Below are 20,030 nucleotides of genomic sequence, written 5' to 3'. Positions count from 1 at the left end.
TCCGGGATCCGGATACTGCGCCCGACTTCCCGATCGCGCCGCCCGGCGTCCCCCTGTTGAACGCTCGCCCCGATTCCCCCTCAGCCCGTCGCACCCTGCTGTACATCCTGGCCTTTTGTCTCGTCTGGTGGGGCATTTTCGCCGCGACCCGTCATTACCTGGACGGCGCCGACATGGTGGAAAACTATGCCTGGGGCATGGAATGGCAATGGGGCACCAACAAGCATCCGCCGCTGTTCGGCTGGATCACGGCGGCCTGGTTCAGGCTGTTTCCGGTCGGCGACAACGCCTACTACCTGCTCAACCAGGTCAATCTGGCCATCGCGCTGGGGCTGCTGGCACTGGCGATGAAACGCCTCCTCAGCTGGGATGCGGTGCTGGTCGCCGTGGTGCTCACCACGCTGGGCACCCATTTCGGCCCCGATAGCGGATTCAAGTACAACGCCAACACCGCCTTGCTGCCGTTTGTCGCCGGCTTCGTCTGGAGCCTGCTGCATGCGGTCGAGCAAGGCCGCGCCCGCTGGTTCGTTCTTGCGGGCGTGTTCGCCGCCGCCGCCCTGCTCACCAAATACTATGCGCTCGTGCTCATCGCGGCGATCGGGCTGGCCATCCTGATCGGCCTGCGTCCCCCGCTGATCCCGCTGCTCAAAGGCACGGTCATCGCCAGCGCAACCGCGCTGTTGCTGGTCACGCCGCATATTGTCTGGTCCATCCGGCACGGCTGGCCCAGCCTGCATTACATGCACGAAGCGCATGAAGTGCTCGGCGCAGCGGATGGCGCCAAAGCCTATGGTGTCGCCCTGGTGGGCGTGCTGGGGTTCAGCAGCGTCGCCTTGCTGGCCTGGGGCGCAAGCCTCGTTCGACTTCCCACCGTTCCGCTTGATCAAGCACCGCGACCGCCCCGGTTGGGCTTGAGCATTCTGTCTATAAGCGTCGCACTGACCCTGCTGGCCGCGCTCGCACAGGGGATCAGCCCCGTGTCGTCCTGGCTGATTCCAGCCCTGCTGTTCCTCGGCTGGGCCCTGGTCGATCTCACGCCCGCCCGTTTCGACAACGGATGGCTCGCACGACGAATCTATCGGGTCGGGCTGATCTATCTCCTGGTGACGCTTGTTGCGGCCGCGATCTGGGACAGACAGTACCGCACCTACCCCGCGCAACCGGCCTACGCACTGCCGCAGCGCATTGCCGAGGACGCGACGCGCCTGTACCACGAAGCCTATGCCGAACCCATCGAGTACGCAGCCGGGACGTTTCCCCTGCCCTACATCCTGAGCTTCTACTCGCCCGACCATCCGCATGGCCTGTATGGATTTGATCTCGCCGGGCCCGACCTCACCCAATCTCCCTGGATCGACGCCCGCGCGCTGGAATCGGGCAACCGGATTGCCGTGTGCGGGACCCTGCGTTTCGGCGTGACCGACGCGCTCGCCTGCCCTGCCGCCGCCCGAACCCTGTTCGGCCCTCCCGACCAGACCCGGCAACTGGTCTACACCGTATATGACCCGAAAACCCGGCAGCTGGGCCAGCAACGCTACGCCGTGCTGATGTGGAAACCCCTCCAGCCGCATTGATTTGCAGGCCGTCCCGTGCAGCGGATCGGCGTCCGGTTCGACAGCGGCTCAAGTAGAATGGGCGTTCGCCCATTCCCGCCCCGCAACGTGTCTGCCCAGCTCACCTCCACCAACCACGACCGCGACAGCGCGGGGATGACGTACGTCTATCCCGTCGTCTCGCGCCGCGCCGGCGGGGTGTCGGTCGGGATCAACCTCAACCCCAACAACGCATGCAACTGGGCCTGCGTCTATTGCCAGGTACCGAACCTGACGCGCGGCACCGCGCCGGATATCGATCTGGCTCAACTTGAAAACGAGCTGCGCACGCTGCTCACGGATATTCTCCGCGGCGATTTCATGCAGACGCGCGTGCCCGAGGGCGCACGGCGCCTGAACGACATCGCGTTGTCAGGCAACGGCGAACCGACCAGCGCCCGGGAATTTCCACAGGTCATCGAATGCATCGGCCGGGTGATGGCGGACTTCGACCTGATCGAGAAAATCAAGCTGGTGTTGATCACCAACGGCAGCCTGGCCGACCGGCCGCGCGTCCAGGCGGGCCTGCGGAAAATGGCCACGCTGAACGGCGAAGTGTGGTTCAAGTTCGACAGTGCGACCGCCAGCGGCATGCGCGCCATCAACCAGACGCGCATCGCGCCGGACAGGCAGTTCGAACGCCTGGCCACGGCCGCGCGCCTGTGTCCGACCTGGCTGCAGACCTGCGTATTCGCACGCGACGGCGCGCCGCCATCCGCCGCCGAACAGGCGGCCTACCTGAACGCAGTGGAACGCCTCCGCGTGCAGGGGATTCCCGTCCGGGGCGTGCTGCTCTATGGCCTCGCGCGCCCCTCGATGCAGCCGCAGGCCGACCGGCTGTCCGCCCTGCCCGCCGCATGGCTCGACACCTTCGCGGACGCCATCCGGGCTGCCGGCTTGCCGGTGAAGGTGTCGCCATGATCCACGGCATCGGTACCGACCTGCTCGACGCCGAGCGCATCCGCAATGGGCTGGCCCGCTTCGGCGAGCCCTATGCGGAGCGCATTCTCGCCCCGGCCGAACAGGCCGGCTATCGTGCCAGCCGCGACCCGGCACGCTTCCTGGCCAAATGCTTCGCCGCCAAGGAAGCCTTCGCCAAGGCGACGGGAACCGGCCTGCGTGCGCCGGTGACGCTGCGCAACATCGCCGTGCTGCGCGACACGCAGGGCAAGCCCTTCCTGCAATGCGCGCCCGAACTGGATGCCTGGCTGGCAGCACGCGGAATAAGCGCTCATCATGTGTCCTTGTCCGACGAAAGCGATCTCGTCCTGGCTTATGTGATTCTGGAGGCAACATGACACTGTCCTTGTTGGAGCGGATATGACGCTCGGCCCCTTGATGCTCGACGTGGCAGGCACTGAACTGACCGACGACGACCGACGCCGCCTGGGCCACCCGCTCGTCGGCGGGGTGATCCTGTTCTCCCGCAACTACCGCGACCCGGCCCAGCTGGCCGCCTTAACCGCCGAGATCCACGCGCTCAAGCCCGCGCCGCTGCTGATCGGCGTCGACCACGAAGGGGGGCGGGTGCAACGTTTCCGCGAAGGCTTCACCCGCCTGCCGCCGATGCGCGCCTTCGGCGAAATCTGGAACACCCATCCGCAACAGGCGAAACACCTCGCACGCGAAACCGGCTTCGTGCTGGCGAGCGAACTGCGCGCGCACGGCATCGACTTCAGCTTCGCGCCCGTACTCGACCTCGATTACGGTGCCTCGTCGGTCATCGGCGACCGTGCCTTTCATGCCGATCCGCATGCCGTGTTCCAGCTGGGCCAGGCCATGATGCTGGGTATGAAGGATGCTGGCATGGCCGCCTGCGGCAAGCATTTTCCCGGTCACGGCTTCGTGGTGGCGGATTCGCACGTCGACGTTCCGGTCGACAATCGCACCCTGGCCGATATTGCCGTCGCCGACCTGGTGCCTTTCCGCCTGATGATCGAGGCCGGGCTGGCCGCGATCATGCCGGCGCATGTGATCTACCCGAATGTCGACAACAAGCCGGCTGGGTTTTCGCGCGTCTGGCTGCAGAAACTGCTGCGGCACCAGCTGGGATTCGACGGCGCGGCGTTCAGCGACGATCTCTGCATGGCGGGTGCCGCCGTGGCCGGCGGCGTGGTCGAACGCGTGACGGCGGCGCTGGAAGCCGGCTGCGACATGGCGCTGGTCTGCAACCGGCCCGACCTGGCCGACGACGTGCTGGCCAACCTGAAAGTCGACTGGCCCGCCCCGTCCCGTGCACGCCTTGCTCGCATGCACGGCCACCCGCACCCGCAGACCTTGACCCAGCTGCGCGAGTCGACGCGCTATGTCAATGCGCTGCACCACATCGCCGGGCTGGGGCAGGATAGCGCAGACCTCAACCTGCAGGTCGACCCGACGGATTACTGTGGACGCGCATAACCACGATCACAGCGCGCATGACCACGGTCATGGCCATGGCATGCATCACGTTCATGTGCATGCATCTGAAGGCGGCAACGGCAAGCTGATCCTCGCCCTGCTGCTGACGCTGTCATTCACCGGCGTCGAGGCCCTGGCCGGCTGGTGGTCGGGTTCGCTCGCGCTACTATCCGATGCGGCGCACATGTTCACCGACTCGTCCGCGCTGGGCCTGGCCGCGGCGGCGGCCTGGCTGGCACGGCGGCCGCCCAGCATCCGGCACTCCTACGGCCTGGTGCGCGCCGAGGTGCTGGCTGCGCTATTCAACAGCCTGATGATGCTGGTCGTGCTCGGCTACATCGTGCACGAGGCCATAGACCGCTTCAATTCCCCGCATGCGATCGCCGGCGGTACCGTCATCGGCGTCGCCGTCATCGGTCTCGGCATCAACCTGCTCGTCGCATGGATCCTGAGCCGCGGCGAACACACCCTCAATAGCCGCGCCGCGATGCTGCACGTGCTGGGCGACGCGCTCGGCTCGGTCGCCGCGATCAGCGCCGGCATCGTCATCGTCACCACTGGCTGGACGCCGATCGACCCGCTGCTGTCCCTGCTGGTGGCGGTGCTGATTCTGGTCTCGGCCTTGCGGCTGCTGCGCGAGGTGGTACACGTGCTGATGGAGGGTGTACCCCTGCAGATCCAACTCGAATCCGTCGGCCACGACCTCGCCGCCCTGCCCGGCGTACAGCGCGTGCACGACCTGCACGTGTGGACGCTGTCGTCGGGCACCGTCGCCCTGTCCGCGCACCTCGACATCCGCGATCTTGCCAACTGGCTGCACATTCTGGCCGCAGCCCGCGACATGCTTGCGAAGCAGCACGGCATCGCACACGTCACGCTCCAGCCCGAGGTGTTGAACATCGCACCGCTGGTGCGAGGCGAATGGGCGTCCCGCGCCGGCGTCGATGGCAAAGCCGCACACTGATCCGCGCAGCTGCACCTGACTGATCAACCAAGCGCTTCGCCAGAATTATAGATAAGCCGGCGTAACGGCTCCCCGTACTGCCCCTATCAAGCCCGCCTGTGCGGGCTTTTTTCATTTCAATGCCGGGGTTCTTCCCGTGAGCGCTTGACATACAAATGAGAATCGTTATTATTCGTAACACACTGACTGGCGATTCCCCGAATGAACCCCGAATCTGACGCACAGGATCCTCACGCCATGCCGAATGCGCCCTCCTCCTCCATCCGTCTTCCGGTCGAGCCTGGAACGCGGACCTGTCCGCCCGGGATCATCCCGGCGGATTTTTTATTCCAGGGCAGCCAGGAAATCCTGATCAGCCACAAAGGCGAGCACTATCGCCTGCGCATCACCAAGAACGGCAAGCTGATCCTCACCAAGTAAACCGTTCGCAGGCCTGGCCTGCCGGCCTCGAGGCCACCCACCCCGCCCGCCCGCGCATCCGTGCCAGCCAGCCCCCCCACTTGCAAGGAGACTGGCAATGAACACATCGCAGCCACACGACACCCACGAAATCGTCATCGCAGCCACGCTATGGCTGATGCACCGCTACCAGAAAACCGGCTGCCGCAAGCTCGCGCACATGATCGAACAACATCTCGCCTGGATGCACGATCGTGCAACCAGCCCACGCCTGGTCGATGCCTGCCGGCGACTGTCGTTCGAATGGCGTGCGGTCTCGACCGGCACGCCCATGCGTCCCACGCCCCCCATCCTGCATTGATTGACAAGGAGCCCACATGATCTCGATTGGTAACACGATCCCCGCCGTCACCTGCGAAGCCTATCTGCCGGACGGCCGCATCGAACCTCTTGCGCTCGCGCACTATCGCGGCAAATGGCTGGTTCTATTCTTCTGGCCGCTGGATTTCACTTTCGTCTGCCCGACGGAAATACGCGCCTATTCCGACCTCAGCCACGATTTCGACCTGTCCGGCGCGGTACTGCTCGGCGCCAGCGTCGATTCCGCACACGTTCATCGCGCCAGGGTGCGGCACGGGCTCGGCACGGTGAAATTCCCCATGCTCGGCGACGTCTCGCGTAGCCTTGCGCAAGGCTTCGGCGTCCTCGCCGAGAGCGGCGTGGCGGTACGCGCCACCTTCATCATCAATCCCGAAGGCCGGGTCGTGAGCATCGCTGCCAACGACCTCAACGTCGGGCGCTCGGCACGCGAAACGCTGCGCCTGCTGCACGCCCTGCAAAGCGGCGAGCTCACCGCCTGCGAGTGGCAGCCCGGCCAGTCCTTTGTCGCTGCCGCCTGAGGAACCCCGCCATGCATACCTCGCCCGTTGCCTCCCTTCTTGTTGCCGCGCTGGTCGTGCTGCGCCAGCCTTGCGCGCGCAACAAGGCCGCCGCCCGTCTGCTGCTCGAACGCGCCGCCGAGTACGACAGCCTCACGCCTGTCGAGCGCGAAGCCTGCCGCAACCTCGCTGACGATCTCGACATCGAACGCGCTGACCCCGCTCCCGTGCGTGCACCCACCAATACGACGCGGCACAGGCATGCCGCGCCCAATCCTGAACGACGGACAACACAGCATTCCAGACACTTCCTGGCGCACGGCTTGAAAGGCAGGCCGGCATGAATCGCGACCGCAAGCGCGCTTCCCGATCGTTTTCGTCATTCCACAGGGAGAGTGTCTGATGCTCGCCATTGCCTATCATTTTCATGTGCTGCCGCGCCATCACGATACGTTCCGCCACGCCTGGCAGGCTGCGCGCGATGCACTGACCCATACCGTCGGCTTGCGTGCCCACGATTTCGCGGAGCCGCGCGACCGGCGCGACGCCTTTACGCTGCGGCTGGCCTGGGATGACCAAACCAGCTTCGAGCGGTTCACCCGTACCTGGATCGGCGTCTGGATGGTGAACGGCATGGGCCTTGCGCGCGACGCGTTCGCCAGGCCGATCGAGACCCACATCGACAAGGCGGAATCCGCCCTTCAAACGGGTAAGCACGCCACCTGACCCACGCACGGGTGAACCGCTCCGCCGCATCCTAAACACAGGCCCGGGTATGCATCTGGGTCCCGCCCAATATCGCTTTCTCCTGGTTGAAGAAGATTAACCGCAACGAATCAATTGACTTGTTTAATGCGAATTATTATCATTACTTTACATTGTTACCACATCGCCGTAACGTGATCCGTCTGAACGTGCCGCGGGAACGAAACAACCGCGCAGCCCTTGTGACGATTGCCCGGCGAGCCTCTGAATGGAACTGGATTTGCCCGGGATGACCGCCGCGTTGACCGCTCCCTCCGCCGTGAAAGCCGATCTGCCGAACGCAGTGCGTTTCGCGGCTGCCGCGCTGCCCTACTCGGCCCGGCTGTCGCGCGCGTCGCTTGCCGGTGTGGTGCTCGCGCATGCCGGCCTGCTGGCTGCGCTGCTGTTCGTCGCCCACACCCCCGAACCGATCACGCCGCCACTGCCGATTACGGTCAGCCTGATCGAGCCCGAGGTGAAAGAGTCCGACCCGCAGCCCATACCCGAACCCAGGCCGCAGCCGCCGAAGCCGCGCGTCAAACCGCTGACGCCGCCACCGGTGCTGATCGCCGAGAAGCCGCTTGCCACGCCGCAACCCGTCGTCGAGGCACCCAAACCCGACCCTGAACCCGTGCTGGTGCCCGAGGTGGTACCGCCGCCCGTACCGGTTGTCGCGGAAGCGCCAAAACCCGCGCCCCCGCCGCCGCCAATACCGCCCCGGCCCGCGGACTATCTGAACAATCCCAAACCGCCCTATCCGGCGCTGTCAAAGCGCCTCGGCGAAGAAGGCGTCGTACGGCTGAACATCCTGGTCAACCCGGACGGCAGTGTCGCGCAACTGGAAATCGTCAAGAGCAGCGGCTATGCGCGGCTCGACGAATCGGCCCGGAAAACCGTCCAGTCCAGCTGGAAATTCGAGCCGGCCCGCCAGGCTGGCAAACCGGTGGCCGCGTGGGTCATCGTGCCGATTCAGTTCACCCTCAGGAGCTAAACCATGGAAACCGTCACTCACCCCGCTCAACTGGGGTTCGCACACTTCATCGCCCAGGCCGACATGCTCGCGCATGTTCTGCTCGCCATCCTGCTGGCGATGTCGGTGATCACCTGGTATCTCATCGTCTCCAAGAGCATCGCCAACTGGCGCATGAAAAAAAACGCACGGGCTTTCCTGGAACGCTTCTGGAATGCGTCCGGGCTGGCGGCCGTGGGCGACTATCTACAGAAGAACGGCATCAACGATCCGTTCTCGCATCTCACCCATCACGGCCTCAAGGCAGCCGAGCAGTTCCGCGGCAAGACCGGCGCCCGCCTGATCGAGTCGGATTCGGAAGACGAATTCCTCACCCGAGCCCTGCGCCGCGCGATCAACCAGGACACCGCGCGCCTGGAGTACGGCCACACCATGCTGGCCTCCATCGCCTCGTCCGCGCCCTTCGTCGGCCTGTTCGGCACGGTGTGGGGCATCTACCACGCGCTGGTCAACATCGGCATGAGCGGCTCGGGCAGCCTCGACCAGGTGGCCGGTCCGGTGGGCGAGGCGCTGATCATGACCGCGCTCGGCCTGGCGGTCGCCATCCCTGCCGTGCTCGCCTACAACTTCTTCAATCGCGCCAAGCGCCAGATGCTGTCCGAAGTGGACGGCTTCGCGCACGACCTGTTCGCCTTCATGTCCACCGGCGTGCGCAACAACACCCGCGTCGACAACGACGTACCGCGTGTCTACGCCGCTCCGGCCGTCAGGAGCGCATGATGGCCTTCGGCGGAATGCTCAACGACGCCGGCGACGGCGACAACGCGGAAATCAACATGATTCCGCTGATCGACGTGATGCTGGTGCTGCTCGTCATCTTCATCATTACCGCGCCGCTGATGACGCATGCGGTCAAGGTCAACCTGCCCGTGGCATCCAGCCAGCCCAACGAGGACAAACCGGAGACGGTCAACCTGTCGATCAAGGCCGACGGCTCGGTATTCTGGAACGCCGAACCCGTGGACGCGACCGCCTGGCAGGCGAAGATGGACCTCGCCGCACAACAGACCCCGCAGCCGGAAATCCACATCCGCGCCGACGGCGATCTCGCCTATCGCAACGTCGCGCAGATCATGTCCGACGCCGCGCGCGCAGGACTCACCAAGCTCGGGTTCGTCACCGAACCGAAAACCGCGACCCATTGAACCGCAGGGATCCATAGACATGTTCACCCTTGACCGTTCGGACGATTTCCAGCTTTGCCGCATCGAGCGCATCCACACGCCCGAGCATGCGCCGGAATGGCACGACTGGCTGCAGGAGCTGGGTTTCATCCCCGGCGAGAAAGTGATGCTGATGGCACGCGCGCAGCCGGGCGGCGATCCGCTGGTGGTCCGCGTCGGCTCGTCCACGTTCGCCCTGCGCTGCGCCGAGGCCGCCTGCATCGAAGTCACGCTGCTGGATAACGCGACGGGGGCCGCATGAGCGCCTGCCACGATTCGGTCCGCCACGACCACGCCCAGTCCGCCGTCGTTCATGTGCATCGCGGCGGGCCGCTGGTCGCCCTGGTGGGCAACCCCAACTGCGGCAAGACGGCGTTGTTCAACGTCCTGACAGGCAGCCGGCAGAAGGTGGCGAACTACGCCGGTGTCACCGTCGAACGCAAGGAAGGCCGCTACCTCACGACGGCGGGCAAGGCGCTACGCGTGCTCGACTTGCCGGGCACCTACAGTCTCAACCCGCGCTCGCCCGACGAGCAGGTGACAGTCGACGTGCTGATGGGCCGCGCGCGCGGCGAAAAACGCCCGGACCGCGTCGTCTGCGTGGTCGACGCCACCAACCTGCGGCGCAATCTTCGCCTCGTCCTGGCCGTGAAACGCCTCGGCCTGCCCTGCGTGGTGGCGCTCAACATGACCGACCTGGCGGCACGGCGCGGCATCCACGTGGACGTGGACAAGCTGTCCCTCGAACTCGGCGTGCCGGTCGTCAAGACCGTCGCCGTCAGGAAGGACGGCGCAACCGCCCTGCGTACGCTGCTCGATGCGCCGGCCGAGGCCTGGCGCGGCGAGGCAGCACACTCGTCCGTACCGGGAACCGACGCCCCGGCCGTCACGGTGGAAGCCGACCACGACACGGTCCAGCGCATCCTCGTCAGCCTCGGCCTCGACATGCATGCGCCACACACGCTGTCCGACCGGATCGACCGCGTGGTGCTGCATCCGGTCATCGGCATGGCGCTGCTCATGGTGGTGCTGTTCCTGATGTTCCAGGCCGTGTTCGCCTGGGCCGAGGCGCCGATGGGCTGGATCGAAGCAGCCACCACATGGGTGGCCAATGGCGTCACCGCTGCGCTGCCCGACGGCTGGCTGCGCAGTCTGCTCGTCGACGGGATCATCTCGGGCGCCGGCGGGGTGCTGGTGTTCCTGCCGCAGATCCTCATCCTGTTCTTCTTCATCCTGATCCTGGAAGAGTCGGGCTACCTGCCGCGCGCCGCCTTCATGCTCGACCGCCTGATGGGCAGCGTGGGCCTGTCGGGCCGTTCGTTCATCCCGCTGCTGTCCAGCTTCGCCTGCGCGATCCCCGGCATCATGGCCGCGCGCACCATTGCCAGTCCGCGCGACCGCCTCGTCACCATCATGATCGCGCCGCTGATGACCTGCTCGGCGCGACTGCCGGTATATGCGCTGCTGATCGGCGCCTTCATCCCCAAGCGCGACGTGGCCGGCGTGTTCGAGTTGCAGGGCCTGGTGCTGTTCGGTCTCTACGTCGCCGGCGTGATCAGTGCGATGGGCATCGCATGGCTGGCTAAGCGCCTCACCACCCGCGGCCTGCCGCGGCCTCTGATGATGGAACTGCCGACTTACCATTGGCCGACGCCGCGCAACGTCGCCATCGGCCTGTGGCAGCGCGCATCCATCTTTCTCAAGCGCGTCGGCGGCATCATCCTGGCGCTCACCATCGTCATGTGGTTCCTCGCCAGCTTTCCCGCGCCGCCCGCCGGCGCGACCGGCCCGGCGATCGAATACAGCCTCGCCGGCACGCTCGGTCACGGCCTCGCCACGATATTCGAGCCCATCGGCTTCAACTGGCAGATCAGCGTCGCGCTGGTGCCGGGCATGGCTGCGCGCGAAGTCGCGGTCAGCGCGCTCGGCACCGTCTACGCGCTGTCGGCCAGCGGCGACGACACTGCACAAGCCCTGACACCGCTGATCGCGCACAGCTGGAGCCTCGCCACTGCGCTGTCGCTGCTGACCTGGTTCGTCTTCGCGCCGCAGTGCCTGTCCACGCTCGCCACCGTCAAGCGCGAAACCGGCGGCTGGAAAATGCCGCTCGTCATGGCCGGCTATCTGTTCGGCCTGGCCTGGCTCGCGTGTTTCATCGTGTATCACCTCGCCGTCGCAGCGGGTTGGGGATGACCCATGCCCACCGCCTTCCGTTTTTTTCAACCGCCAGCCAGCCAAGCGTTTGCTCCGCCAGCCAGTCGATCATTCAGACCAGGAGCAAACCATGTCCCACGTACGACCGCGCCCGCCCTCGGGCATCCTGCGCCAGCTGATGGCGCGCCTGCAACCCGCGGCCGCCATGCCGGCTGCCGCTTCGCTCGCCTTCATGATGCTGGCCCCCGCCGCGCTGGCACAGACTGCGGATCCGGCGAATACCGCCCAAACCACGCTACCAACCGTCAAGGTGGAAGACACGTCCGACCCCATGGAGGTCAATAACGGCTACCAGGGCACGCAGACCCGCGTCGGCAAGACCAAGCAGGACCCGCAGGACATCCCACAGGCGATCACCGTCGTGACCCAGCAGCTGATGCAGGAGCAACATGTCGGTTCGCTGCGCGACGCCTTGCGCAACGTGTCGGGGCTCACCTTCAATGCCGCCGAGGGCGGCCGCGCCGGCGACAACATGATGCTGCGCGGCTTCTACACCTTCGGCGACGTCTACCTCGACGGCATCCGCGACACCGCGCAATACAACCGCGAAACCTTCTTCCTCGAGCAGGTCGACGTGCTGCGCGGCTCCGCCTCGATGCTGTTCGGCCGCGGCCAGGCCGGCGGCGTCATCAACCTTGTCTCCAAGACGCCCAAGCTGGCCGATGCCTACAAACTGACCGGTAGCGTGGGCACCGACAACTACACCGAAGTCACCGCCGACCTCAACAAGCAGCTGGGCGAACACAGCGCAGTACGCGTGAATCTGATGAAACGCGACGAAGGCAGCTGGCGCGAAAATCCCGCCAGCGGCGCGGAGCCCGACGTCAATCGCGGCGGTGCGCAGGTCAGCCTCGCGCTCGGCATGAACACCGACGACGAATTCACCTTCTCGCACCTGTACATGCGCAACCGCGACACGCCGGACTACGGCTTCTCGTTCGACAACGCCACCCACCGCCCCAACACCGCGTTCCCGGTCGACACTTTCTGGGGCATCGACCGCAACTTCGACAACAGCGACGTGAACGTCACCACGGGAACCTGGACGCACCGCTTCGCCGATGACAGCCAGTTGCGCACCACGGTCCGCTACGGCGACTACGAACGCAGCTACTGGGCGCGCACGCCGAGCGCCACGGTTGCGCCGAACGTGGACGGAACTCTCCCTGGCAATGGCGGCAACTGGAATGTAGGACCCACCCGCTCGTCCGATTACGAAACGCTCACACTCCAATCCGACTACAGCCGGAAATTCGAGGCGTTGGGCATGAAGCACGAATTCCTCACTGGCGTCGAATACCTGCACGAGAACAGCCACCGCTCAGGTCTGCAGAATCTCGGTGGGACGACCATCGTGTCCGGCATTCCTCCCTTGTTCCTGCCTTACGTCGAGTCATATACGGGTGCACAGCTGAACAATTTCACCGGCAATTCCTACGCCCTCTATGCACAGGACACAGTCGAATTCATCCCGGACTGGAAGGCCACGCTGGGCGTGCGCCGCGACGAACTCGACGCCGACTACTCCAGCGCCACCTCGCCGCACCTGAAATACGGCGAATGGAGCTATCGCGCCGCCTTGTCCTACCAGCCTACCGAGGAAGCGCACTACTACGTCGGCTACAGCGATTCGTTCAGCCCGACGGCCGACCTCTACCAACTGACCGCCACGCCACAACCGCCTGAGACCAGCCAGGTCTACGAGGTCGGCGCGAAGTGGATGTTCTTCGACGGCGACCTGACTTTCCGCACCGCACTCTACCGTGCGATCAAGAACTGGGAACGCAACACCGACCTCGAATCGACCGCGTCCATCCTGACCAAGAAGCGCCGCACCGACGGCATCGAATTCGAAGCGGCCGGCCGCATCACGCCGAACTGGGAAGTCTTCGCCGGGCTGGCGCTGATGGATGCCACCATCCTCGAAGTCGCCGAACAATCCAGCGGCACCGTGGGCGATCCGCGCTTCGTCGGCAAGCGCCCGCGCAACACCCCGCCGTATACCTTCAACCTGTGGTCCACCTACAAGCTGGGCGGCGGCTGGAAGGTCGGCGGCGGCGCCGAGGCCAAGGGCGAGCGCTACGGCTACAACCCGTCGAATGCCTCGGCCAATGCGCAGTTCACCACGAACGGCCAGCCCAGCGGCTTCAACCCCAATACCGCGCCGGCTTACGTGCGTTGGGATGCCATGGTGTCCTACGACCAGAAAACCTGGGGCGTCCGCCTGAACGTGCAGAACCTGTTCAACAAGACGTACTACGACTCGATCTACGACAACGGTCCGTTCACCGTGCCCGGTCAGAAGCGTCGCTTCATCCTCACCGGCGAGCTGAAGTTCTGAGCCTGCCTTCCCTGCCAACCATTGGCAGGGATAGGGCGTTGCCTGCGCAGCGCCCTATCCCTGACAGGAGACCCGACCATGCTGCTGCACATTCCAAACGTTCTCGACGCTGCCACGCTCGCGCACTGCACGGCACTGCTAAAACAGGCCGACTGGACCGACGGCCGCGTCACCGCCGGCAGTCAGGCCGCCACGGTGAAGAACAACCGGCAACTGCCCGAAACCAGCCCGGTGGCGCAGCAGCTGCGCGCGCTCGTCCTCGAAGCCTTGTCGAAGAATCCCACCTTCTTCAGCGCTGCCCTTCCCAAGCGTATCTATCCGCCGCTGTTCAACCGCTACGGCGACGAAGCCAATTCCTTCGGCAATCACGTGGACAACGCCATCCGCACCCATCCGGCCACCGCGCAGCATGTACGAACCGACCTGTCGTTCACGCTCTTCCTCAACAACCCATCGGACTACGATGGCGGCGAACTCATCATCGAGGACGGCATGGGCGGCCGCTCGGTCAAGCTGCCGGCGGGCCATCTGATCCTGTATCCCTCATACAGCGTGCATCGCGTCGAGCCGGTGACACGCGGTGCGCGACTGGCATGCTTCACTTGGCTGGAAAGCATGGTGCGCGACCCGCAGCGGCGCGAGCTGCTGCACGAAATGGATTTGAGCATCGCCGCCTTGCGCGGCGAACACGGCGAAACCGATACCGCCATCCGTCTGACCAGTTGTTATCACAACCTGATGCGGATGTGGGCGACGGTCTGAATTCCCCTGTTTCACTCACTTTAGAAAAGGAGCTCTCATCATGACTAGTCTGCGATTCACCCTTGCCGCCTTGGCGCTCGTTCCTGTTCTGGCACACGCCGCGGCCGACTGCGAGGCCCATCCCAAGGAGCAGTGGATGAAAGAGGAAGACCTCAAGGCCGCCCTGAAGGATGCCGGCTACACCATCAAGAAATTCAAGGTCGACGGCAATTGCTACGAGATGTACGGCCACAACGAGAAGGGCCAGCGCGTCGAAATCTACATGGACACCGTCACCGGCCGGCCCGTGAAGGCCTATCTCGACTGATGTCTGGGCACGTCGTGGAACGCGCGTACGTCTGGGACCGCTTTGTCCGCCTGCACCACTGGACCCTCGCCGTCCTGGTGCTGTTCGACGCGTTCATTCTCGACGGCGGCGGCCCGTGGCATCGCTGGGCGGGTTACACGGCACTGGGGCTGGTGGGTGGGCGCCTCGTCTGGGGTGTGATCGGCTCGCGCTACGCCCGCTTTTCCGGTTTTTTCCCCACGCCGGCGCGCATCCGAGCCTACCTCGCCCGGCCCGGCGTCGCCATGCGTGGACACAATCCGCTCGGCGCCGTGATGGTGTTCGCGATGCTCGGCCTCGTCATCGCGCTAGGCGTCACGGGCTGGCTGATGGGAACCGACGCCTACTGGGGCGAGGAATGGCTGGAAGACCTGCACGAGACGCTCTCCGACGTTCTGCTCGCGTGCGTCGCGCTGCACGTGGCCGGCGTGGCATGGGTCAGCCGCAAGACCCGCATCAACCTGCCGCGCGCCATGCTCACCGGCTACAAGATACGGGGCACGCATTCCGCGCCGTTCGCACATCCGGAGACGATGCCTGGCGATTGACAGCGTCGATGCGACAAGGTCATCGTCCCGCCGCCGCAGGACATAAATGCCGCGGAGGCCCGCATGAACAAAGGCTACGAGTGCACCGACTGGCACTTCTGTACGAAGTCGCTGTAACCCGGTCCTGTTCGCTGCATATGTACGGCGAACAGGACGTTCACGAATGGCGGGGATTTCCCTCGCCGTTTTTTTGCGCGGAATCTCCACTCCAATCTTGTTATTGACAACCATTCTCATTATTCATAATATTCAGCTACCGAGTTCCAAACCAGAAGGTGCGTCATGTACGTCTGTCTTTGCAAAGGGGTCACCGACCACGAAATCCGTGGCATGGTTCATCATCGTGGCGTGACCACGATGCGCCAGCTTCGCGACGAACTCGGCGTGTCCACCCAATGTGGTCGTTGCGCCCGCTGCGCGAAAGACGTGCTCCAGGAAGCCCTCGCCGAATGCCAGGGATGCTCGGCGGACACCTCATTCGCCGCAGCCGCCTGATTCCCGCTCTGCCCGCGACCACTCCGCACGGACCGCATCCATACTTGTCCCGCACGGCTTTTCCCCTAGAATGACAGGCGTCCCATTCGCCTATTAGCCAGCATTCGCCCAGCCAACGGCTCTTTAAACGGGCTTGCCCACTCTCAGGAGAGAACCATGAAAGGCGACAAAAAAGTCATCCAGTACCTGAACAAGGCGCTCACGGTCGAACTGACCGCCATCAACCAGTATTTCCTCCACGCCCGCATGTACAAGAACTGGGGGCTGGTTGCGCTGGGCAAACACGAATACGAAGAGTCCATCGAGGAAATGCACCACGCCGACAAGCTGATCGAGCGCATCCTCTTTCTGGAAGGCCTGCCCAACCTGCAGGATCTGAACAAATTGCTGATCGGCGAAAACGTCGTCGAATGCCTGGAATGCGACCTCAAGCTCGAACTGGTCGGCCGCGCGCTCTACGTCGAAGCCATCGCGCACTGCGAATCGGTCAAGGACTATGTTTCGCGAGAAATCCTGGTCGGCATCCAGTCCGACACCGAAGAGCACATCGATTATCTCGAGACCCAACTCGACCTGATCAAACGCATGGGTGAGCAGAACTACATGCAGACCGCTGCCGGCCCGATCGAAGGCTGAGCACCGCCTCGCGTACAATGAACGCCCCGACATGGGGCGTTTTTTATTGCTTCCGATGCACTTCGACCCTGACTGCCGCGCCTGCCCGCGCCTCGCCACGTTTCTCGACGAGGTGCGCGCCCGCCATCCCGACTACCATGCCCGCCCGGTGCCCGCCTTCGGCGATCCCGCGCCCGGTCTGCTCATTGTCGGCCTCGCCCCGGGCATGCACGGCGCCAATCGCAGCGGCCGGCCCTTCACCGGCGACTATGCCGGCGTGCTCTTATACGAAACCCTGCACAAATTCGGCTACGCCAGCGCCCCGCAATCGCTGGCAGCCGACGACGGGCTGACGCTCACCGGCTGCCGCATCACCAACGCGGTGAAGTGCCTGCCGCCCGCCAACAAGCCGGAGCCAGGCGAAATCCGCGAATGCAATCGTTATCTGGCCGCCGAACTGGAGGCCCTGCCCGGCCACGCCAGTATCCTGGCGCTGGGCCAGATCGCGCATCAGGCCGTGCTTCGCGCGAAAGGACTGAAGCTCAAGGACTACCCGTTTGCCCACGCCAGCGATTACCACCTGCCCGGCGGCCGGCGGCTGGTCAGCAGCTACCACTGCTCTCGCTACAATACACAGACACGCCGCCTCACCCCTGAGATGTTCGAAGCCGTATTCACCCGGATTCAAGCGAAGGACTGACCATGCCTGTCGTCACCATCAAGCTCGCCGGCAGCCTCACCCGCGAGCAGAAGCAGAAAGTCGCCGAGGAAATCACCGCCACGCTGGAGCGCCATGCTGGAAAACCGGCCTCCTACACCTATATCGCGTTCGAGGAACTGCCGGACGAGAACTGGGCGATCGCCGGCAAGCTGCTCGACGAGGATGAATAAGAGCCTAATTCGACAGGAATCATGCCCCACGTTGAGACCCGGCGACTCGGTTGCCTGCGGGCGCATGGCCGCGTTGCGAGTCGCTCATTTGGAGCGACCAAACTTCACGCCCCGCGCCTTGCCCTGCATCCCGCAGGCAACCGGCGCGGGGCATGATTCCTGCCGAATTAGGCTCTGACCTTGAGCGTCGACAAGGACTTTCTCGCCTCGCTGCCCACCCTGCCCGGCGTCTATCGGATGATCGATGCGGCCGGCGCCGTGCTCTACGTCGGCAAGGCGAAGGATCTTAAAAAACGCGTCTCCAGCTATTTCCAGAAAAGCGACCAGAGCCCCCGCATCAAGCTGATGCTGAAGAGTGTCGACCATATCGACACCACGATCACGCGCACCGAGGCCGAAGCGCTGCTGCTGGAAAACAACCTGATCAAGGGGCTGAAGCCACGTTTCAACATCCTGTTCCGCGACGACAAGTCCTATCCCTATCTGCTGCTGACCGGGCACCGCTTTCCGCGCCTGGCCTATTTCCGCGGCACACCCAAAAAGCGCGACCAGGCGTACGGCCCCTACCCCAACGCCTACGCGGTGCGCGAAAGCATTCAGTTGCTGCAGAAGGTGTTTCAACTGCGCACCTGCGAGGACACGGTATTCGCCAACCGCTCGCGCCCATGTCTGCTGTATCAGATCAAACGCTGTACCGCACCGTGCGTTGGACACATCACGCCCGACGCCTATGCGCGCGACGTCCATGAAGCAGCCCAGCTGCTGCACGGCGAGGCCAGCGCACTGACTGAACACATTACCGAGCAGATGAACGCCGCTGCGGCTGCGCTCGATTTCGAGACGGCCGCCTTCCTGCGCGACCGCCTGCGCATGCTCGCCGCCGTGCGCGAGAAGCAGTTCGTCGACTCCACCGGCAGCGATGCGGACGCGGATGTGGTCGCGGTCGCCGAGGCCGGCGGCGTGATCGCAGTCAACCTGACGATGATCCGCGGCGGCCGGCATCTCGGCGACCGCAGCTTCTTCCCGCAGCACGGCGAGGGTGCGACGCCGGCCGAGGCGCTGGAAGCCTTCATCGTCCAGCACTACCTCGACCACCCCATCCCGGCGCGCATCCTGGTGAGCGAAGCCATCGAGACCAGCGCACTGGAAACGCTGCTCACCGAGCAGGCCGGTAAAAAAGTCACCCTTCTGCATCGCGTCACCGGTGAACGCAAGGTCTGGATCGGCATGGCGCAGGCCAACGCGCGCCTGTCTGCCGAGCGCCGCAGCGCCGACCGCGCCAACCAGTCGCAGCGGCTCGCCGCGTTGCGCGACACACTTGACCTGCCGGCGCTCAACCGCATCGAGTGCTTCGACATCTCGCACACCATGGGCGAGGCGACCGTGGCGTCCTGCGTCGTCTACGAAGGCGACGACCTGAAGAAATCCGACTACCGGCGCTACAACATCACGGGCATCACGCCCGGCGACGATTACGCCGCGATGCATGCCGCGCTGATCAAGCGCTTCCACAAGAGCGTAGAAGAGAATGGCGTGCTGCCCGACCTTCTGCTGATCGACGGCGGCAAGGGACAGATCGCGATGGCAGTCGAGGCCATGGCCGAACTGGGACTGAACGACGTGCCACTGCTCGGCGTGGCCAAAGGCGAGGCACGCAAGCCCGGGCTGGAAACGCTGATTTTCGCCGACGGCCGCGAACTCAATCTCGCCAAGGACCATCCCGGCTTCCACCTGATCCAGCAGGTGCGCGACGAAGCGCACCGCTTCGCCATCACCGGCCATCGTGCCAAACGCGGAAAAACGCGCGTGCAATCGACGCTGGAAGACATCGCAGGCATCGGCCCCAAACGGCGTAAACAGCTGCTGGAACACTTCGGTGGCCTGCAGGGCGTACGCGACGCCGGCGTCGACGCGCTTGCCAGTGTGAACGGTATCAGTCGAGAATTGGCGGAAACCATTTATAACGCGCTCCACTGATGCCACTCAATCTCCCCAATCTGCTCACCTGGCTGCGCATTCTGTTCATCCCTTTGATGGCGGGCGTGTTCTACCTGCCCGACGGCTGGGTGTCGCCGTCCGACGCCAATCTGCTGGCAGCCGCGTTTTTCGGGGTGGCGGCGCTGACCGACTGGCTCGACGGCTGGCTGGCGCGCAAACTGGGGCAAACCTCGGCCTTCGGTGCCTTCCTCGATCCTGTGGCCGACAAGCTGATGGTGGCGGCCGCACTGATCGTCCTGATCGACCTGGATCGCGTGGCGCCGCTGATCGGCCTCATCATCATCGGCCGCGAAATCACCATTTCCGCCCTGCGCGAATGGATGGCCAAAGCAGGCAAGTCGGCCAGCGTCGCGGTCTCTTTCGTCGGCAAACTGAAAACCGCGGCGCAGATGGTCGCCATCGTGCTGCTGCTGTATTTCCAGCCCCTCGCCGGCCTGCCCATTCCCCAGATCGGCACACTGCTGATCTGGGTGGCCGCCCTGCTTACCCTCGTATCAATGGCGTATTACCTCGTGATGGCCGCGCGTGCACTGCAAAAATCTTCGCCCTGAGGTGTTGACAGAAAAAACCGAAATCACCATAATGCGCAGCCTTCAACGCGGGAATAGCTCAGCTGGTAGAGCGCAACCTTGCCAAGGTTGAGGTCGCGAGTTCGAACCTCGTTTCCCGCT

Annotated in this window: 25 protein-coding genes and 1 tRNA gene; all 26 read left to right on the top strand. The window is 64.5% G+C overall.

From position 1 onward, the window contains the following. Nucleotides 1–56 precede the first annotated feature (56 nt). A complete protein-coding gene (locus ABT23_RS04930; RefSeq protein ID WP_296632006.1) occupies nt 57–1,574 on the top strand; it encodes a glycosyltransferase family 39 protein in 1,518 nt (505 codons plus the stop codon). Between the two features lie 57 nt (nt 1,575–1,631). Continuing rightward, a complete protein-coding gene (locus ABT23_RS04925; protein WP_296632003.1) occupies nt 1,632–2,513 on the top strand; it encodes a radical SAM protein in 882 nt (293 codons plus the stop codon). Beyond that, nucleotides 2,510–2,890, top strand: coding sequence for a holo-ACP synthase (gene acpS, locus ABT23_RS04920; protein WP_296632000.1), 381 nt, complete (start codon nt 2,510–2,512; stop codon nt 2,888–2,890). Before ABT23_RS04925 ends, acpS begins: the two co-directional genes overlap by 4 nt. Nucleotides 2,891–2,912: 22 nt before the next feature. Beyond that, on the top strand, nt 2,913–3,992 hold the full coding sequence (nagZ, locus tag ABT23_RS04915; protein ID WP_296631997.1) for a beta-N-acetylhexosaminidase: 1,080 nt from the start codon (nt 2,913–2,915) through the stop codon (nt 3,990–3,992). Nucleotides 3,993–4,032: 40 nt separating this feature from the next. Then, on the top strand, nt 4,033–4,956 hold the full coding sequence (locus tag ABT23_RS04910) for a cation diffusion facilitator family transporter (protein WP_296631994.1): 924 nt from the start codon (nt 4,033–4,035) through the stop codon (nt 4,954–4,956). 201 nt (nt 4,957–5,157) lie between these two features. Beyond that, a complete protein-coding gene (locus ABT23_RS04905) occupies nt 5,158–5,376 on the top strand; it encodes a hemin uptake protein HemP (protein ID WP_296631991.1) in 219 nt (72 codons plus the stop codon). Between the two features lie 97 nt (nt 5,377–5,473). Next, entirely contained in the window at nt 5,474–5,716 is a 243-nt protein-coding gene (locus ABT23_RS04900; protein WP_296631988.1) for a hypothetical protein, read from the top strand. A 16-nt stretch (nt 5,717–5,732) separates the two neighbouring features. Further along, on the top strand, nt 5,733–6,254 hold the full coding sequence (locus tag ABT23_RS04895; protein ID WP_296631985.1) for a peroxiredoxin: 522 nt from the start codon (nt 5,733–5,735) through the stop codon (nt 6,252–6,254). Nucleotides 6,255–6,265: 11 nt separating this feature from the next. Continuing rightward, complete coding sequence (locus ABT23_RS04890; RefSeq protein ID WP_296631982.1) at nt 6,266–6,577, top strand: hypothetical protein; 312 nt, start codon at nt 6,266–6,268, stop codon at nt 6,575–6,577. 58 nt (nt 6,578–6,635) lie between these two features. Continuing rightward, nucleotides 6,636–6,959, top strand: a complete 324-nt coding sequence (locus ABT23_RS04885) for a hypothetical protein (protein WP_296631979.1) — start codon at nt 6,636–6,638, stop codon at nt 6,957–6,959. A 247-nt stretch (nt 6,960–7,206) separates the two neighbouring features. Next, nucleotides 7,207–7,968: an energy transducer TonB gene (locus ABT23_RS04880; protein WP_296631976.1), complete on the top strand. Its 762-nt coding sequence runs from the start codon at nt 7,207–7,209 to the stop codon at nt 7,966–7,968. Between the two features lie 3 nt (nt 7,969–7,971). Continuing rightward, on the top strand, nt 7,972–8,727 hold the full coding sequence (locus tag ABT23_RS04875) for a MotA/TolQ/ExbB proton channel family protein (protein ID WP_296631974.1): 756 nt from the start codon (nt 7,972–7,974) through the stop codon (nt 8,725–8,727). After that, the gene (locus tag ABT23_RS04870) at nt 8,727–9,152 is read left to right on the top strand and encodes a biopolymer transporter ExbD (RefSeq protein WP_296632280.1); all 426 of its coding nucleotides are present in this window, start codon (nt 8,727–8,729) and stop codon (nt 9,150–9,152) included. Before ABT23_RS04875 ends, ABT23_RS04870 begins: the two co-directional genes overlap by 1 nt. A gap of 19 nt (nt 9,153–9,171) precedes the next feature. Then, on the top strand, nt 9,172–9,432 hold the full coding sequence (locus ABT23_RS04865) for a FeoA family protein (RefSeq protein ID WP_296631971.1): 261 nt from the start codon (nt 9,172–9,174) through the stop codon (nt 9,430–9,432). Next, a complete protein-coding gene (locus tag ABT23_RS04860) occupies nt 9,429–11,363 on the top strand; it encodes a ferrous iron transporter B (protein WP_296631968.1) in 1,935 nt (644 codons plus the stop codon). The genes ABT23_RS04865 and ABT23_RS04860 overlap by 4 nt, the downstream gene beginning before the upstream one ends. 91 nt (nt 11,364–11,454) lie before the next feature. Beyond that, nucleotides 11,455–13,725, top strand: a complete 2,271-nt coding sequence (locus ABT23_RS04855; protein WP_296631965.1) for a TonB-dependent siderophore receptor — start codon at nt 11,455–11,457, stop codon at nt 13,723–13,725. A 78-nt stretch (nt 13,726–13,803) separates the two neighbouring features. After that, nucleotides 13,804–14,487, top strand: a complete 684-nt coding sequence (locus ABT23_RS04850; RefSeq protein ID WP_296631962.1) for a Fe2+-dependent dioxygenase — start codon at nt 13,804–13,806, stop codon at nt 14,485–14,487. A gap of 40 nt (nt 14,488–14,527) precedes the next feature. Beyond that, nucleotides 14,528–14,794, top strand: coding sequence for a PepSY domain-containing protein (locus ABT23_RS04845; RefSeq protein WP_296631959.1), 267 nt, complete (start codon nt 14,528–14,530; stop codon nt 14,792–14,794). Further along, entirely contained in the window at nt 14,794–15,360 is a 567-nt protein-coding gene (locus ABT23_RS04840) for a cytochrome b/b6 domain-containing protein (RefSeq protein ID WP_296631954.1), read from the top strand. The genes ABT23_RS04845 and ABT23_RS04840 overlap by 1 nt, the downstream gene beginning before the upstream one ends. Before the next feature lie 282 nt (nt 15,361–15,642). Further along, nucleotides 15,643–15,855, top strand: a complete 213-nt coding sequence (locus ABT23_RS04835; RefSeq protein ID WP_296631951.1) for a (2Fe-2S)-binding protein — start codon at nt 15,643–15,645, stop codon at nt 15,853–15,855. 156 nt (nt 15,856–16,011) lie between these two features. Then, nucleotides 16,012–16,491 (top strand): bacterioferritin, encoded by a 480-nt coding sequence (gene bfr / locus ABT23_RS04830; protein ID WP_296631948.1) that lies wholly within the window; start codon nt 16,012–16,014, stop codon nt 16,489–16,491. 55 nt (nt 16,492–16,546) lie between these two features. Next, entirely contained in the window at nt 16,547–17,170 is a 624-nt protein-coding gene (locus ABT23_RS04825) for a uracil-DNA glycosylase (protein ID WP_296632276.1), read from the top strand. Nucleotides 17,171–17,172: 2 nt separating this feature from the next. After that, the gene (locus ABT23_RS04820; RefSeq protein ID WP_296631946.1) at nt 17,173–17,361 is read left to right on the top strand and encodes a 4-oxalocrotonate tautomerase family protein; all 189 of its coding nucleotides are present in this window, start codon (nt 17,173–17,175) and stop codon (nt 17,359–17,361) included. Between the two features lie 180 nt (nt 17,362–17,541). Beyond that, nucleotides 17,542–19,338 (top strand): excinuclease ABC subunit UvrC, encoded by a 1,797-nt coding sequence (gene uvrC, locus ABT23_RS04815; RefSeq protein WP_296631941.1) that lies wholly within the window; start codon nt 17,542–17,544, stop codon nt 19,336–19,338. After that, nucleotides 19,338–19,910 (top strand): CDP-diacylglycerol--glycerol-3-phosphate 3-phosphatidyltransferase, encoded by a 573-nt coding sequence (gene pgsA, locus ABT23_RS04810; protein ID WP_296631938.1) that lies wholly within the window; start codon nt 19,338–19,340, stop codon nt 19,908–19,910. The genes uvrC and pgsA overlap by 1 nt, the downstream gene beginning before the upstream one ends. A 47-nt stretch (nt 19,911–19,957) precedes the next feature. Further along, nucleotides 19,958–20,030, top strand: a tRNA-Gly gene (locus ABT23_RS04805).

The sequence above is a fragment of the Thiobacillus sp. SCN 63-57 genome (assembly GCF_001725555.1).
Classification (GTDB): domain Bacteria; phylum Pseudomonadota; class Gammaproteobacteria; order Burkholderiales; family Thiobacillaceae; genus Thiobacillus.
The sequence above is the reverse complement of the archived record's forward strand: the minus strand, read 5'-3'. Positions and strand labels throughout refer to the sequence as shown.